Source organism: Chitinophaga filiformis (assembly GCF_900102545.1).
Lineage (GTDB): Bacteria > Bacteroidota > Bacteroidia > Chitinophagales > Chitinophagaceae > Chitinophaga > Chitinophaga filiformis.
Genome location: NZ_FNBN01000015.1, coordinates 44,992 through 60,769, shown reverse-complemented (window position 1 = coordinate 60,769; position 15,778 = coordinate 44,992). Strand labels below are relative to the sequence as shown.

Here is a 15,778-nt window from a genome sequence, read left to right as displayed (position 1 = left end):
CACACGGCACCTACGGAGCCGATTAATGCGAATGATACCCATAAGGTATCACCTGCATTTCAGGGCATAAAAAAAGGTGAAAGGTAGCAAAACCCTTCACCCGCTTATTTTTTAGTTGTGTGATTACTCTACTACTTTACCGGCTTTCCTTCCAGACAGCAGGTATAACACCGCCATACGAACCGCCACGCCATTCTCTACCTGGTTCAGGATGATGGAATGTCCGGAATCTGCTACGTCAGAGCTGAGTTCTACACCGCGGTTGATAGGACCAGGGTGCATGATCACGATCTCTTTTTGCAGGCTGTCCAGCAGCTGCCTGTTCACTCCGTATGCCAGGGAATATTCCCGGAGGGATGAGAACAAAGGCGTGTTCTGTCTTTCCAGCTGTATACGCAGCACGTTTGCTACGTCGCACCATTGCAGCGCTTCTCGGATGTTGTAACTTACGTTTACTCCCAACGCAGCTTCCATATGTTTTGGAATCAGTGTGGGAGGACCTACTACGGTCACTTCCGCTCCCAGCTGCCGCAGGCAGTAGATATTGGAAAGAGCCACCCTGGAATGCATTATGTCGCCACAGATAGCGATCTTCTTACCAGTTACACTACCCAGTTTTTCCCTGATGGAAAAAGCATCCAGTAATGCCTGTGTAGGGTGTTCGTTGATACCATCTCCCGCATTCACGATCGGTACATCAATATGTCTGGAGAGGAAGTGAGGCGCTCCGCTGGCGGAGTGTCTCATTACCACCATATCCACTTTCATGGACAGGATATTGTTGACCGTATCAATAAGCGTTTCACCTTTGGAGACAGAGGAACCTGATGCAGAGAAATTCACTACATCTGCTCCCAGCCTCTTTTCAGCCAGCTCAAATGAAATGCGTGTACGCGTTGAATTTTCGAAGAATAAATTAACGATGGTAGTATCCCTGAGAGAAGGAACCTTTTTGATCGGTCTTTGCAGAACCGCTTTGAACTCATCAGCTGTTTGAAAAATAAGCTCTATGTCCTGACGCTGCAGACCGCGTATCCCGAGAAGATGATTTACTGATAATGACATTTAAGATGCAAATATAAATGACCTGACTACAAATCCCAAAATCAAAATCCGGATGCGGACAATCCGCGCATCCAACAGTACTGCTTATTCAAGGATGACCTCGTCTTTACCATCACGCTCTGCCCAGCGTACCTTCACTTTCTCGGAGCTGATAGCATCGACGGTACGGCCCGTATAATCTGCCTGGATGGGCAGGTGACGGGTAAAACGGCGATCTATCAACACCAGTAATTCTACCACAGAAGGACGACCAAAATCCAGCATTGCAGCCAGCGCCGAACGGGTAGTACGGCCTGTATACAATACGTCATCCACCAGGATCACTTTCTTATTTTCCAGGGAGAAATTAATGGTTGTTTCGTTAGGTACATGCAACTCGGTATTGAAGTCATCCCTGTAGAAGGTGATGTCCAGTTTTCCGTAGTTGATATGTACTCCGGGCAGTAATTTTTGCAGGGTGTGATAGATACGGTCGGACAGGTAGATCCCTCTCGGCTGTAAGCCTATCAGCACACTCTTTGAGAAATCCAGGTGATTTTCAATCAACTGGTGACAAAGCCTGTCTACGGTTATGGCCACTTGCGTACCATTCAATATGGTCTTCAAATTATGTGGATTTAAAGCGCCAAAAATAATGATTAATAGCGGGTAAGAAAAGTTTCCCTGCTATTTTCTATTTACGCCGTACATTTATCACAACGTAAACGAATGAAAAAGCTATCCACCATACTCACACTTACTTTTATGTTTCTATTTGGTAATGCCGATGCCCAGCTCAAAGCGGGCGATAAAGTGCCTTCTTTTCAGTTAAAGGACCAGGATGGTCAGACTTTCGATATTAACAGTGTGCTTGGCAAACAGCCGCTTGTGATCTATTTCTATCCGAAAGATGAAACAGGCACCTGTACCAAAGAGGCCTGCGCGTTCCGGGATTCATACGAAGATTTCACCAGCCGTGGTGCAAAGGTGATCGGCATCAGCGGAGATGATGTGGCGTCTCATAAAAGCTTTGCCAACCATCATAAGCTGCCGTTTACATTGCTGGCAGATACGGGGAATAAGGTGCGTAAGTTATTCGGCGTGCCTAAGAAATTTATCATACCTGGCAGGGTGACGTATATCGTAGATAAACAGGGTGTTATCACCTATGTGTTTAATAACCTCCAGGATGGTCCGAGGCATGTGAAAGAGGCGCTGACGGCGTTGGAGAAGATGCATTAAGTGTAACACAATTATAACTCAGTCCGTAGGCGTCACTGTTTTTTTAGTCCGAGGATAAATATGGAATCATTCGTGGCAATCGACTCCGCCAGGAATTATTATGTTTTTAGTCCAAGGATAATATGGAATCATTCGTGGCAATCGACTCCGGCAGGAATTATTATGGTTTTAGTCCAAGGATAATATGGAATCATTTGTGGCAATCGACTCCGGCAGGAGTCGTCTTGTTTGTAGCCAGGGGTGATAACCCCTGGAATTCAAAATCCCAAACCATACAATCATAAACAAAACGGGGAGATCATTTCGATCTCCCCGTTTTTATTTCGCGTATATACGTCCTATTTATCTTCCTTCAGGAATGGATACCTGTAATCAGTTGGTGGTACCAGCGTCTCCTTAATCGTTCTTGCACTCAACCAACGGTACAGATTCAGCGCGGAACCTGCCTTATCATTGGTACCGGAAGCACGGGCGCCACCGAAAGGCTGCTGACCCACTACTGCACCGGTAGGCTTGTCATTGATATAGAAGTTACCTGCACTATTTACGAGTCTCTTCGTTGCCAGATCGATCGCATAACGGTCCTGCGCGATGATAGAGCCTGTCAGTGCATATGGGGAGGTAGTATCAACGATATCCATGATCTCGTTGAATTCATCTGCTTCATATACGTAGATAGTCAGCACAGGGCCAAAGATCTCTTCGCACATGGTTACATATTTCGGATCTTTCACCTCGATAACAGTCGGCTCAACAAAGTAACCTTCTGTTTTATTATAGTTACCACCAGCGATGATCTTAGCGTTAGGATCATTCTTTGCGTTGTCGAGATATTTAGCGATCTTATCGAAAGAGCGTTCATCGATCACGGCGTTGATAAAGTTGGTGAAATCTTCTGTAGTACCCATTTTCATGGTCTTCAGTTCAGCTACCAGTTTCGCTTTCACGGCTTCTGCGATATTGGATGGCAGGTAAGCGCGGGAAGCGGCGGAGCATTTCTGTCCCTGGTATTCGAAAGCACCACGGGCCAGCGCAATGGCCACTGTATCTACGTCAGCAGATTTGTGTGCCAGTACGAAGTCTTTACCACCGGTCTCTCCTACTATACGAGGGTATGTTTTGTATTTGCTGATATTGGTACCGATCGTCTTCCACATCTGCTGGAATACGCTGGTAGAACCTGTGAAGTGGATACCTGCGAAATCAGGATGACTGAAGCAGATATCACCCAGTACCGGACCGTCGGCATATACCAGGTTGATCACACCTGCTGGCAGGCCGGCTTCCTGTAATACTTTCATGATCACGTGTGCAGCCAGTACCTGGGTATAGGCAGGTTTCCATACTACTACGTTACCGCACATAGCGGCAGATGTAGGCAGGTTACCTGCGATAGCGGTAAAGTTGAACGGCGTGATAGCTACCACGAAACCTTCCAGCGGACGGTATTCCAGGCGATTGTGCACACCTGGTGAACTAACTGGTTGCTGGTTATATATATCTGCGAGATAGTGTACGTTAAAGCGGAGGAAGTCGATCAGTTCACAGGCGCTATCTATTTCTGCCTGGAAAGCATTTTTACTCTGCCCCAGCATAGTAGCCGCATTGATCTGATAGCGGTATTTGGTAGCGAGTAAGTCTGCAGCTTTCAGGAATACGGCAGCGCGTTGTTCCCATGGCGTGTCTGCCCATTTAGCGCGGGCAGCCAGTGCTGCAGCAATAGCGTCTTTTACGTGGCTGGCATCACCTTCATGGAAATGGCCCAGCTTATGTTTTATTTCATGAGGAGGACGAAGGTCAATCGTCTTGCCGGTACGCACCTCCTTATCTCCAATGTACATGGGGATATCAAATTCCTGGGCTTTAAAAGCGGCCAGTTGTTTTTTCAACGCTTCCCTTTCGGGGGAACCCGGAGCATAGCTGTACACTGGTTCATTGGCAGGTGCAGCAAAGTGGAAATAAGCATTATGCATTCTCAGAAGTTTTTATGTTCGATCTTGTTGTTTCTTCCAATTGTTTGCAGGTTGAGTTTAGATTTCTCTCATTAAGCAGGGCCGTTGTCGGCCATAAGCAGGCATCATCTTTCTCCCGGTCTGGTCTGAGTCAGCATTCCATCCTGGTCCGGATTAACATGCGAAGCACCATCATTCCCATCCGTGGCAGTCTTGCCTAATATGCAAAAGTGCTGATAAGTTGAGCATTCTCAAATTATCAGCACAGGGCATATTTGCAAAGTTACGTTATTCTTCTCCTTTGGACATCATCAGGTAAGCCTTGATGAAGCCCTCCAGTTCGCCGTCCATAACAGGTTGAACGTTACCTACTTCATAATCCGTACGGTGATCTTTGATCATTTTGTAAGGATGGAATACGTAGGAACGGATCTGCGATCCCCATTCAATTTTGCGCTTGTTGGCGTTGGCGGCGTTTTTCAGTTCTTCCCTCTTACGCAGCTCTTCTTCATATAAGCGGGATTTCAGCATGGTGAGCGCCTTTTCACGGTTCTCGCCCTGCGTACGTGCCTGCTGACATTCGATGATGATGCCTGAAGGAATGTGTTTCAAACGCACTGCGGTTTCTACCTTGTTTACGTTCTGCCCTCCTTTACCTCCGGAACGGTAGAATTCCCATTCCAGGTCGGCAGGGTTCACTGCAATTTCAATGGTATCATCCACCAGCGGATATACAAAGATGGAAGCGAAGGAAGTATGTCTGCGGGCGTTGGCATCAAACGGAGAGATACGCACCAGCCGGTGCACACCGCTTTCCGCTTTCAGCAAGCCATAGGCAAAGCTTCCGTCCATTTCCAGGGAGGCTGATTTAATACCGGCGCCATCCCCGTATTGTACATCAATTTCAGATACTTTCCAACCCTGCTTTTCGCCGTACATACGGTACATGCGTAACAGCATCTCTGCCCAATCCTGGCTTTCGGTACCACCGGCGCCTGAATTGATAGTGAGCACTGCCGGCATCTCGTCTTCGGGCTCGTTCAGTGTTGATTTAAATTCCAATTCGTCAAGAGCTGTCAGTGCTGACTGGTATGCCTGCTCCACTTCTTCCTCAGTGGCTTCGCCTTCTTTCTGGAAGTCGAGCAGTACACTGCTGTCCTCTATGGATGTTTGCACGCTCTCATAGAGATCCACCCAGAATTTGTTCACCTTGATCTCTTTCAGAATTGACGTAGCCCGGGCGTTGTCGTCCCAGAAGCCGGGGGCTAACGTAAGTTGCTTATCATTTTCTATTTTTGCTATGCGGTCCTGGACGTTAAAGAAAACCTCCCAGGACATGGAGACGGTCCCTCATAGCTTTAAGTTGTTCTGCTGTCATAGGGCGCAAATGTACGGAAAAAGGGGAACAATATTTGCGGGACTTTTATCATATTAATTCCCAGTTATTTAAAAACTATTGCTATCTATGACAACCTCCCATAAAACCCTCTATTACAAGAACAGCGCGGTTTTCAATACAATAGGGTACATGGTGGTAGTTATTGTCAACGCACTGGCCAACCTTAATCTGATCAACAACAAGAGCACTGCCGACATCTCCGACAGATATGACAGCCTCTTCGTACCGGCAGGATATACTTTCGCCATCTGGGGACTCATCTATCTTGCACTGCTGGCTTTTATTGTGTTCCAGTTATGGCTGGCGTTCTCAAAAGGACGTGTACCTGCGCTGGAATTGTTTATGGAGCGACTGCGCGGCTGGTGGCTGATCAGTTGTATGGCCAATTCCTGCTGGCTGTTTGCCTGGCATTATGAGCTGCTGCCACTATCCATCCTTCTCATGATTGCCCTGCTGGTATGCCTGCTGGCCATTCACCTGAACTTTAACATTGCACTGCCGCATCTGCCGGTCACCAGGGCTGAAAAACTGTTTGTACACATTCCTTTCAGCCTCTATCTCGGGTGGATATGCATTGCAACAGTGGCTAATATTGCGGCCTTCCTGGTATACCTGGGATGGGATGGCATGAGCGTTCCGGGGACTATTTTTCTCATAGTGTTATGCACTGTGGCTGCAACGTTGCTGATTATACGCAGACACAATATTGTTGTAGGCCTGGTGGCACTTTGGGCGCTTTCGGGCATTATTGTAAAACGTCAGTCTGTCGGCGGCTCTGCAGAAATGCCTATTGTCGGCGCCTGCATCGGTGCAATGGCAATTATTGCTATCAGTAGTACCTGGCGCCTCATCACCAACAGAAGATTGTCATAACGAATGTCTTTATTCCCGATTCCCTTGTATATATTACCGGAAGCATAGTTTACTCTGCCTGAATGAATTATCTTTAAATATTGGTCTTCCTTTCCGGCGGATTGGTTCTGAGACTATCCAACTATTTATTACTTTTGATGCCATAAAATGCGTTTTTATGTTCCCAACGACTAATCCGACTGCTACAAAAGCCTGGCAACAATTGCAGCAGCATGCTTCCAAAATGAAGGAAACGCACCTGCGCACGTTGTTTGCGGCGGATGCTGACAGATTTAAGAAGTTCACGCTCTCTTTTGAAGATATTTTGTTCGACTATTCAAAGAACATCATTACAGAAGAAACGCTCTCCTACCTCCTGCAGCTGGCAAAGGAAACCGGTGTGGAAGAAGGTATCAAAGCCATGTTCAGTGCTGAAAAGATCAATGCTACTGAAAACAGGGCTGTACTGCACACCGCCCTGCGTAACTTTTCCGGTAATCCTGTAGTACTGGACGGAAAAGATGTAATGCCAGATGTAATGGCCGTGCTGAAGAAAATGGAAAACTTTACCCAGCGTATCCATAGCGGCGAATGGAAAGGTTATACCGGCAAGCCTATACGTTACATTGTGAATATCGGTATCGGTGGTTCTGACCTGGGCCCGGTAATGGTGACCGAGGCATTAAAGCCCTACTGGAAAGAGGGAATACAGCCTTATTTCGTTTCCAATGTGGACGGTACTCACATCGCAGAGACACTTAAAAAAGTAACTCCGGAAGAAACACTATTCCTCATAGCTTCCAAAACCTTCACCACCCAGGAAACAATGACCAACGCGCTCACCGCACGTAAATGGTTCCTGGATGCTGCGAAAGACGAAGCATTTGTAGCGAAACACTTTGCTGCCCTTTCTACTAACGAAAAGGCGGTAAAGGCATTCGGTATTGATCCAGCCAATATGTTCGAATTCTGGGACTGGGTTGGCGGCCGTTATTCCTTATGGTCTGCTATTGGTCTGAGCATCGCGCTGACTGTAGGTTACGACAATTTCAAAGCCTTACTGGAAGGTGCACATGCAGTGGACAACCACTTCCGCACTACTCCGCTGGAAAAGAACATTCCTGCTATCATGGCTTTGATAGGCCTGTGGTACGGTAACTTCTTTGATACCTCCACCGAGGCAATCCTGGCATATGACCAGTATATGCACCGCTTCGCCGCCTATTTCCAGCAGGGAAATATGGAGAGCAACGGTAAATATGTAGACCGTACCGGTAAACCGGTAACCTACGAAACCGGTCCTATCGTATGGGGCGAGCCTGGCACCAACGGCCAGCACGCATTCTACCAGCTGATCCACCAGGGTACTCGTATCGTACCGGCCGACTTCATCGCTCCCGCCATCAGCCATAATCCTATCGGCGATCATCATGTGAAACTGCTGTCCAACTTTTTTGCACAGACAGAAGCACTGATGAATGGTAAGACAGAAGCAGAAGTACGTGCAGAACTGGAGAAATCCGGCCTGAAAGAAGAAGAGATCAAAGCGCTGCTGCCTTATAAAGTATTTACCGGTAACAGACCTACGAACTCCTTCCTCGTAAAAGAGATCACTCCCCGCTCACTGGGTTCACTGGTAGCGCTGTACGAACACAAGATCTTTGTACAGGGTGTAATCTGGAATATTTACAGCTTTGACCAGTGGGGTGTTGAACTGGGTAAACAACTCGCTAACAAGATCCTGCCTGAACTGGAAAGCGCGGATGTAGTTACCAGCCATGATGCATCTACCAATGGATTGATCAATGCCTGGAAACAGATGAAGAAATAATTTCAATCGACAGATATTTATGGCAAAGGGCTTCCGCAGGGAAGTCCTTTGTTGTTTTAAATCGTTTCTGCGTTACCGGATTGACGCCTGTATTGTCAACCCGGGATTGAAACCCGTTTCGTTACGGAGGGGTTGACGCCCCGTTTTTGTTGACACGGGGTTGAAAACCCGTTTCGTTATCCAGGGATTGACGCCCCGTTTTTGTTGCCCCGGGGTTGAAAACCCGTTTCGTTACGCAGGGGTTGACACCCCGTTTTTGTTGCCCCGGGGTTGAAAACCCCGTTTTGTTATCCAGGGGTTGACGCCCCGTTTTTGTTACCCGGGGTTGAAAACCCCGTTTTGTTATCCAGGGGGTTGACGCCCCGTTTTTGTTGCCCGGGGTTGAAAACCCCGTTTTGTTATCCAGGGGTTGACGCCCGTATTGTCAACCCGGGATTGAAAACCCGTTTCGTTACGCAGGGGTTGACGCCCCGTTTTTGTTACCCGGGGTTGAAAACCCGTTTCGTTATCCAGGGGGTTGACGCCCGTATTGTCAACCCGGGATTGAAAACCCGTTTCGTTACGCAGGGGTTGACGCCCCGTTTTTGTTACCCGGGGTTATCACCCCGCGCTACAAACACTAAGACCCCTAAAGGGGTCTACTGAAGCGAATGATATCCGTATTATTAATATGCTTTTGCCATGCTTTTACCATGCCTTTACTATTCCTTTACCATGCCTTTACTATGCCTTTAGGTTGGACTTAAAGCCCCCTGACTATTCATGGTGATACATCGCGTCTGCCTTTAGTCGACCTTTAGCGGAAAGTTATGCGCACAAAAAAACCTCCGGAGAAACCGGAGGTCTTATTTATCATCAAATAAAAATGAATGATCTAAGCTTAGATTACCACTTGTCTACATCTTCACTATGAGAAGAAGCGGATGCAGCAACAGTTGGTTCAGCAACAGCAGCTTCAACTTCTACTACTGATTCAGAAGTTTCAGCTCCTTCGCCATCCTCATCGTCGCGCACATAATCGTGGTTGTAGGCATCAAAATCGAAGTCGGGCATCAACTCAGTTTTCACGTAGTTGATGGTCTCTGTCAATGCATTCAGGAACTTGTTGAAGTCCTCCTTGTACAGGAATACTTTGTGCCTGTCATAACCATTGTCGTTGAAGCGTTTCTTGCTTTCGGTAATGGTCAGAAAATAATCATTTCCACGAGTGGTCTTTACATCAAAGAAGTAAGTTCTTCTTTTGCCCGCTTTCAATCGTTTAGAAAAGATACTGTCATTATTTCTTTCCTGCTGATTGGTATTTTCGTACGCCACAGTTGATAGATTTAAGTTGTTAACGAATCAAATCCTTTTTCCAATAAGAAACAAATATACTATTAGTTTACAAATATCAAAATAATTTTAAATGATTTTGAAAAATGATAGAATATCACTTTACCTACTGGTTTACAGGCATGTATAAGGAGATGATTATTATTCTATTACAGATTCCTCTTCGCCGGACTGCTGACGGGCATACAATTCTGCATAGTAACCGTTTAATGCCAATAATTCGTTATGTGTTCCCGTTTCAACAATCCTTCCGTCTTCCAATACGATGATCTTATCGAAGTCGAACAGCGCAAATATGCGGTGGGTAATGATTATAGCCGTTTTATCTTTAAGATAGGCATAGAGGTTACCGATGATCTCTTTTTCCGTACGGGCGTCAACGGCTGACAGGCAGTCGTCGAATACCAGCAGGTTAGGGTCCTTAATGAGTCCACGGGCAATGGAAATACGCTGTTTCTGCCCCCCGCTGAGCGTTACCCCTCTCTCCCCTACTACCGTGTCAAAGCCTTCCCTGAAGCTCAGAATATCCTTTTCTACCGATGCCTGCCGGGCAGCTGTCTTTACCAGTTCCGGACCTGCCTCGGGGGTACCGAAGCGGATATTATTCATGATTGTATCGGAAAACAGGAACACGTCCTGAGGCACATAACTGATCTGGTGGCGCAAGCTTTCCAGTGTTACCTGGCGGATGTCCTGGTTATCGAGCAGGATCTCTCCTTCCTGCGGATCATACATACGTATGAGTAACTGGGCGAGGGTGGATTTTCCGGAACCCGTACGACCGATTACCGCTACCTTTTCTCCTGGCTTTACCGTCAGGTTAAAGTTTTTGATGGCCTGGATGCCGGTATGAGGATAGGTAAAGGAAACATTCTTAAACACTACCTCTCCCTTAATATGAACAGGTTTGGCACCAGGTGTATCGGCGATAGCCGGTTTTATGTCAAGAAATTCGTTGATACGTTGCTGGCTGGCTGCGGCGCGCTGAATCATGGAAGCAACCATCCCGATGGAAAAGAACGGGAACATCAGCATGTTCACATAGATCACAAATTCGGCCAGGTTACCTACCGTAATATTGCCATGGATCACCTGAATACCCCCTATGAAGATGGTCAGTACCACGCTAAGGCCTATCATGAGGGACATACTCGGCTGAAACAGGGCATCTGTTTTAGCCAGACTCACAGAACTTTGCTTGTAAGCCTCGCTGGCTTCCTCGAAGTGTTTGATACTGGCTTCCTCCTGTACGTAAGACTTGATCACCCTGATACCGGAATAGGACTCCTGGGCAATGGAGGTAATATTAGACAACTGTGCCTGTATACGCTCGCTTTTACGGTGAATGATATGGTTCACATAATAGATGATCAGCGCCAGTACAGGCAAGGGGGATAAGGTGTAGAATGTCAGCAATGGATTTACATCTATCATCAGATACACCACTATCACAATCATGAAGATGGTACGGGTAGCATACATAATAGCCGGTCCTACGTACATACGCACGCGGGACACATCTTCCGTAATACGGCTCATCAGATCGCCGGTACGGTGCATTTTATAGAAGTTCAGGTCCAGTATCTGGTAATGCTGGTAAATTTCGTTCTTGAGGTCATATTCAATGTGGCGACTCATCACAATGAGGGTTTGCCGCTGGAGATACAGGAAAAATCCGCTGAGGAGGGCAAACAACAGGATACTGATGCCATAGAAAGCCAGGACATTGGTAAAGTTGCCACGGAAAGCAGCTTTCAGGCCGGTATCGCTGAGGAGATTGTAGTTGTTAAGATTGAGGGCAAGAAGGTCGAAGATCTGTCTTACCATAATAGGCTGGAACACGCTGAATACAATGGATACAGCAGTACAGATCAAACCGGTCAGGAACCTCCACTTGTATTTTACGAAGTACTTATTGAGCGTGGCCAGGTGTTTCATGTTGGTTATAGTCGGATATCTTTGTCAACCGACCACAAACAGGAACATAAAGCGTTCCTGTTTGCGGTCGGTTGACACTGTCTTATAATTTCTGCAGCGTCTCGGCAATCTTCTTTTCAGCATCTGCCAGGGAAACATCCTGCTTCACAAATTTCTGACCAGTGATGTTCTCGAACAGCTCGATATAACGTTCGCTTACGCTATTGACAAACTCGTCGGTCATCTCAGGCACCTGCTGACCATCTTTACCCTGGAAGCCGTTTGCCATCAGCCATTCACGAACGAACTCTTTACTGAGCTGTTTCTGTGGCTGACCTGCTTTCTGTTTTTCTTCATAGCCTTCTGCATAGAAGTAACGGGAAGAGTCAGGTGTATGGATCTCATCGATCACATAGATGGTATCGCCGATCTTACCGAATTCGTATTTGGTATCTACCAGGATCAGGCCACGTTTAGCTGCCAGCTCCTTACCGCGTTGGAACAGGGCGAGGGTATATTTTTCCAGCTGCTCATAATCTTCCTTGCTTACAAGTCCGCGGGCAATGATCTCTTCACGGGATATGTCTTCGTCATGGCCTTCGTGGGCCTTGGTGGTAGGCGTAATGATCGGAGAAGGGAAGAAATCATTTTCCTTCAGTCCTTCCGGCATAGTTACACCACACAGTTCGCGTTTACCACTTTTGTACGTTCTCCAGGCATGCCCGGTGAGGTTACCACGCACCACCATTTCTACAGGGAAGGTCTCACATTTCAAGCCGATGGTTACACCTGGCAAAGGAACTGCCTTTACCCAGTTAGGAACGATATCCTTAGTAGCTTCCAGCATAACAGCTGCCACCTGGTTTAGTACCTGTCCTTTGTAAGGAATCGGGCGGGGTAATACCACGTCGAATGCTGAGATACGGTCGCTTACCACCATTACCATCAGTTTGTCGTTAATAGTGTATACATCCCTTACCTTTCCCTTATAAAAAGCCGTTTGTCCAGGAAGCTTAAAATTCGACTCTAACATGAACTTAATAATTACCTATTAAAAATGATTAATGAATAGCCCTCATTCACAGGCTGTTGACAAGAACATCAACAAGCGGTTATGTATTCAGGTTCGCAAAAATACTTTAGGTTGAGGGAATTATTACAGATAAATTCTAAGAAAACTTTACGAGCTCCTGGTGATGATTACCCGCATGCGCGTGGATGAGGTTCAGAATATACTCATTTTCAGGGTACTGTGTCAGCCATTCTTTTACTCCAGTTTCTTCCGTAATGGCCGTATCGCGGGGTATATAGCCCATTCCGTAGAAGCGGCCTTTCTCCATCAGGATACAGCTTTGCTCCTGTGCATCACGGCCTGTGCCCATAATGATAAAGGAGGGTTGTTGCTGCTGCATATGATTAATAGCGGCTTTTACCCGAAGGTTGTATGTTTCAGGTCCTTCTTTCTTCTCGCAGGCGCCCCGGCAGGTATGATCGGGGATGGGAGAACAGGCGCCGTTTCCTTTCTGAAGGAAGCACAGACGCGGACAAAGGTCAAACTCCCTGATCAGGCCCCGCAGCATCTGGTGCCCCTGCACCAGCAGCGGAAATGCATGTAATGGCATGGTATACTTCCTGCGTTTCTCTATTGCCAGGCGGAGATAACCCTGCTGGTCTTCGAAACAGTAGAAGCCATATTTAAATTCGATATGTTTCTGGGAGTAGTTGTAGATAGGCCATAGCCGTTTGATCTCCACGCTTTCCAGTATGTTGGCCATCAGCTCTGTACCGGTTACCTCGTGGGAAATACTGTAAATGTTGCGGAGGAACTCCTGGCGTTTACGACTGGCGCTGTTGCCGGTAAAATGGCTGTTCACCCTTTTCCGGAGATTCTTAGCCTTACCAACATATACTACTTTTCCTTTCTGATCATGGAAATAATAAACACCCGGATTACGTGGCAATGCGGTTACCTGTTCCGGAGGAAGATTTGGCGGCAGGAACTGTTCCTTGGAATGCACGCTTAGCGCATTGGCAATGGCGTTGTTGGTGTCCTGTCGCAATAACAGGCCGAAAAGCGTTACAGTAGCTGCAGCATCGCCGGAGGCCCGGTGGCGCTGTGTCACTGTTATCTGCAATGATTTACATAGATTACCCAGGCTGTATGATGGCAGTCCCGGAACGATCTTACGCCCCAGTCTTACCGTGCAGAGTTTTTTACTGCGCAGCTGGTAACCGGCTTTCGCCAGATGATATTGTAAAAAGGAATAGTCAAAATTGACGTTGTGGGCCACGAAGATCTTATCGTGTATAAGGGCATATATATCGGCCGCCACCTCTTCGAAGGAAGGGGCGCTGGCAACCATATCATCTGTAATACCTGTCAGGGATTGAATATATCTCGGAATCGGCACACCGGGGTTGATCAGCGTTTCGTACTGCTGCACTACTTCCTGGCCGTCATAAATAAAAATGGCTATTTCAGTGATACCATTGGCACTGGCATGGCCTCCTGTTGTTTCTATATCTACTATTGCGTACATAACTCTCCACTCAGCAAACAAATATAAATACAAGTTTGTACGTGGAGAATTATATCTTTTATAAAAGAGTTGTTAGCCACCGGGTGCGACATCCTCGAACTCAACAATCAAAACAAGTCCCGGGGACTAACAACTACATAGTTACCATTAATGCCGTAGCGTTATTTATTTCTTAAGAGATTCCTTGATAGCCTTGGCTGAATCCTGGTGAGCTCTCAGTGTAGGCAGTGTATTACCAGCCCATGTTTTCAGATCAGGATCGCTCAGGTTGCCGGATGCCTTTTCAAATTTATCCACGTCTTTATCATGATCATCCACCATCATATCGATATAATGTTTGTCGAAGTCTTTTCCTGACATCTTACTCATTTTGTCGATATGGTCTTTAGCATCTCCGCTTACGCTGTCAGGCAAGGCGATATTCTTACTCTGTGCCAATCCTTTCAGTTCATCGTTTGCCTTGGAGTGGTCACGTACCATCATAGCGGCAAAATCTTTTACCCGCTGATTCGTTGCTTTTTCCTGAGCCAGTTTACCGGCTTCCACTTCCATCATACCTCCATTTGCAGCTTCTATTGCAAAGTCAGAGGATTCCTTGTCAACGGGGGCAGTTTCTTTATTTACGGCCTGTGCGCTATCCACAGCATCTTCATGTTTCGCATTAGTATTTCCTCCATTACAAGCCTGTAACATCCAGGCAGCCAGCAAAGTAGCGGCAAAAAAAGTGAGCTTTTTCATTTGTACCCTTTTTGGTTTAACAATTTGAGATGTAATCAGTAATAACGTGTCGTACCGTTTACGTCTGTTGTTTTGCAAAAAGGGTACCATGCCAGGTTCCGGACAGGACAGATAGCGGGCCAATCCTTGGAATCCATTAATCCTTCTAAGTTTGACAAATGCGACCTGTACCATAATGATTATCAATACTTATATAAGAAATTTGTAGATCAATCTCCCCGTCCTGTCCTTTCAGGCAATACAATTCCAGAACAGTCGTTCTAAAATAATTTGGAACATTCATTCTGAAATTCTAATTTTGTGTCATGGCACGTAACAAAGCATTCGATCCTGAGGAAAAGCTGGCAAAAGCAAGGGATCTCTTCTGGGAGAAGGGATACAATGCTACGTCTATGCAGGACCTTGTAGACGAGATGCAATTGAACCGGGCCAGTATATATGATACTTACGGCGACAAGTACGCCCTCTTTCAACAGTGTCTGCAGAACTACGCGAAAGAGAAACTATTTGACTATAAACAATGCTGTGATAAGGTCTCTCCTATGACAGCAGTGGAAAGTATCGTACGAAGAGCCGTTACCAATAGAAAAGAGGGAAAATCCTGTATGATGGTCAAAACATCCTTTGAACTCGCTTCGATGGATGATGGCATTAAGATGATCGTCAGGGAACAGGCCAAAGCAAGCATCAGCGTTTTACAGGAACTACTGGAGAAAGCAAAACAGATGAATGAAATACCGGCAGAGAAAGACCCTGCTACATTAGCCCAGTTCCTTTACGCCAGCTTCAGCTCCCTCTGGATGATGGACGTCCTTTTTGGTGATAGAGAGATGTTGGAACGTATGGCAGACCATATATTGGATAGCATCAGGCATTGATATTTTTTTACTCTTTTTTGGAATAATCATTCTGGAATTAATAACGACACGAC

13 protein-coding genes are annotated in these 15,778 nt (G+C 46.5%); 4 read left to right on the top strand and 9 right to left on the bottom strand.

From position 1 onward, the window contains the following. Positions 1-123 precede the first annotated feature (123 nt). Positions 124-1,065, bottom strand: a complete 942-nt coding sequence (locus BLR32_RS32685; protein ID WP_089838720.1) for an aspartate carbamoyltransferase catalytic subunit — start codon at positions 1,063-1,065, stop codon at positions 124-126. A gap of 84 nt (positions 1,066-1,149) precedes the next feature. Next, entirely contained in the window at positions 1,150-1,671 is a 522-nt protein-coding gene (gene pyrR / locus BLR32_RS32680) for a bifunctional pyr operon transcriptional regulator/uracil phosphoribosyltransferase PyrR (protein ID WP_089838718.1), read from the bottom strand. A gap of 102 nt (positions 1,672-1,773) precedes the next feature. Between pyrR and BLR32_RS32675 the strand changes: the two genes are divergently transcribed. Continuing rightward, on the top strand, positions 1,774-2,286 hold the full coding sequence (locus BLR32_RS32675) for a peroxiredoxin (RefSeq protein ID WP_245705582.1): 513 nt from the start codon (positions 1,774-1,776) through the stop codon (positions 2,284-2,286). A 338-nt stretch (positions 2,287-2,624) separates the two neighbouring features. On the opposite strand, the gene pruA is transcribed toward BLR32_RS32675, so the two are convergent. Continuing rightward, positions 2,625-4,259, bottom strand: coding sequence for an L-glutamate gamma-semialdehyde dehydrogenase (gene pruA, locus BLR32_RS32670; protein WP_089838716.1), 1,635 nt, complete (start codon positions 4,257-4,259; stop codon positions 2,625-2,627). 267 nt (positions 4,260-4,526) lie between these two features. Next, positions 4,527-5,616 (bottom strand): peptide chain release factor 2 gene (prfB, locus tag BLR32_RS32665; protein WP_143011671.1). Its coding sequence is split into 2 segments (ribosomal slippage): positions 4,527-5,555 and positions 5,557-5,616, totalling 1,089 coding nucleotides; the frame shifts between segments, so codons are not numbered across the junction. Positions 5,617-5,703: 87 nt separating this feature from the next. Between prfB and BLR32_RS32660 the strand changes: the two genes are divergently transcribed. Continuing rightward, positions 5,704-6,510, top strand: coding sequence for a hypothetical protein (locus BLR32_RS32660; protein ID WP_089838712.1), 807 nt, complete (start codon positions 5,704-5,706; stop codon positions 6,508-6,510). 157 nt (positions 6,511-6,667) lie between these two features. After that, entirely contained in the window at positions 6,668-8,320 is a 1,653-nt protein-coding gene (gene pgi, locus BLR32_RS32655; RefSeq protein ID WP_089838710.1) for a glucose-6-phosphate isomerase, read from the top strand. Between the two features lie 885 nt (positions 8,321-9,205). On the opposite strand, the gene BLR32_RS32650 is transcribed toward pgi, so the two are convergent. From BLR32_RS32650 to BLR32_RS32630, 5 genes are all read right to left on the bottom strand, one after another. Continuing rightward, complete coding sequence (locus BLR32_RS32650; protein ID WP_089838708.1) at positions 9,206-9,634, bottom strand: DUF3276 family protein; 429 nt, start codon at positions 9,632-9,634, stop codon at positions 9,206-9,208. Between the two features lie 159 nt (positions 9,635-9,793). Next, positions 9,794-11,590, bottom strand: coding sequence for an ABC transporter ATP-binding protein (locus BLR32_RS32645; protein WP_089838705.1), 1,797 nt, complete (start codon positions 11,588-11,590; stop codon positions 9,794-9,796). A gap of 82 nt (positions 11,591-11,672) precedes the next feature. Beyond that, positions 11,673-12,602, bottom strand: coding sequence for a phosphoribosylaminoimidazolesuccinocarboxamide synthase (locus tag BLR32_RS32640; protein WP_089838703.1), 930 nt, complete (start codon positions 12,600-12,602; stop codon positions 11,673-11,675). A 136-nt stretch (positions 12,603-12,738) separates the two neighbouring features. Continuing rightward, positions 12,739-14,109, bottom strand: coding sequence for an exonuclease domain-containing protein (locus BLR32_RS32635; protein WP_089838701.1), 1,371 nt, complete (start codon positions 14,107-14,109; stop codon positions 12,739-12,741). Positions 14,110-14,274: 165 nt separating this feature from the next. After that, positions 14,275-14,847 carry a DUF4142 domain-containing protein gene (locus BLR32_RS32630; protein ID WP_176842516.1) on the bottom strand — a complete coding sequence of 191 codons (573 nt, stop codon included), beginning with the start codon at positions 14,845-14,847 and terminating at the stop codon, positions 14,275-14,277. A gap of 305 nt (positions 14,848-15,152) precedes the next feature. Here BLR32_RS32630 and BLR32_RS32625 point away from each other — a divergent pair, with 305 nt between their 5' ends. Continuing rightward, positions 15,153-15,725 carry a TetR/AcrR family transcriptional regulator gene (locus BLR32_RS32625; RefSeq protein WP_089838698.1) on the top strand — a complete coding sequence of 191 codons (573 nt, stop codon included), beginning with the start codon at positions 15,153-15,155 and terminating at the stop codon, positions 15,723-15,725. Positions 15,726-15,778 lie beyond the last annotated feature (53 nt).

What these genes read in the sequence shown, in the direction of transcription:
- pruA (WP_089838716.1), bottom strand. Translation starts at nt 4,259, where the DNA reads ATGCATAATGCTTATTTCCACTTTGCTGCACCTGCCAATGAACCAGTG.
- BLR32_RS32645 (WP_089838705.1), bottom strand. Translation starts at nt 11,590, where the DNA reads ATGAAACACCTGGCCACGCTCAATAAGTACTTCGTAAAATACAAGTGG.
- BLR32_RS32685 (WP_089838720.1), bottom strand. Translation starts at nt 1,065, where the DNA reads ATGTCATTATCAGTAAATCATCTTCTCGGGATACGCGGTCTGCAGCGT.
- BLR32_RS32625 (WP_089838698.1), top strand. Translation starts at nt 15,153, where the DNA reads ATGGCACGTAACAAAGCATTCGATCCTGAGGAAAAGCTGGCAAAAGCA.
- BLR32_RS32640 (WP_089838703.1), bottom strand. Translation starts at nt 12,602, where the DNA reads ATGTTAGAGTCGAATTTTAAGCTTCCTGGACAAACGGCTTTTTATAAG.
- BLR32_RS32630 (WP_176842516.1), bottom strand. Translation starts at nt 14,847, where the DNA reads ATGAAAAAGCTCACTTTTTTTGCCGCTACTTTGCTGGCTGCCTGGATG.
- BLR32_RS32675 (WP_245705582.1), top strand. Translation starts at nt 1,774, where the DNA reads ATGAAAAAGCTATCCACCATACTCACACTTACTTTTATGTTTCTATTT.
- BLR32_RS32660 (WP_089838712.1), top strand. Translation starts at nt 5,704, where the DNA reads ATGACAACCTCCCATAAAACCCTCTATTACAAGAACAGCGCGGTTTTC.
- pgi (WP_089838710.1), top strand. Translation starts at nt 6,668, where the DNA reads ATGTTCCCAACGACTAATCCGACTGCTACAAAAGCCTGGCAACAATTG.
- BLR32_RS32635 (WP_089838701.1), bottom strand. Translation starts at nt 14,109, where the DNA reads ATGTACGCAATAGTAGATATAGAAACAACAGGAGGCCATGCCAGTGCC.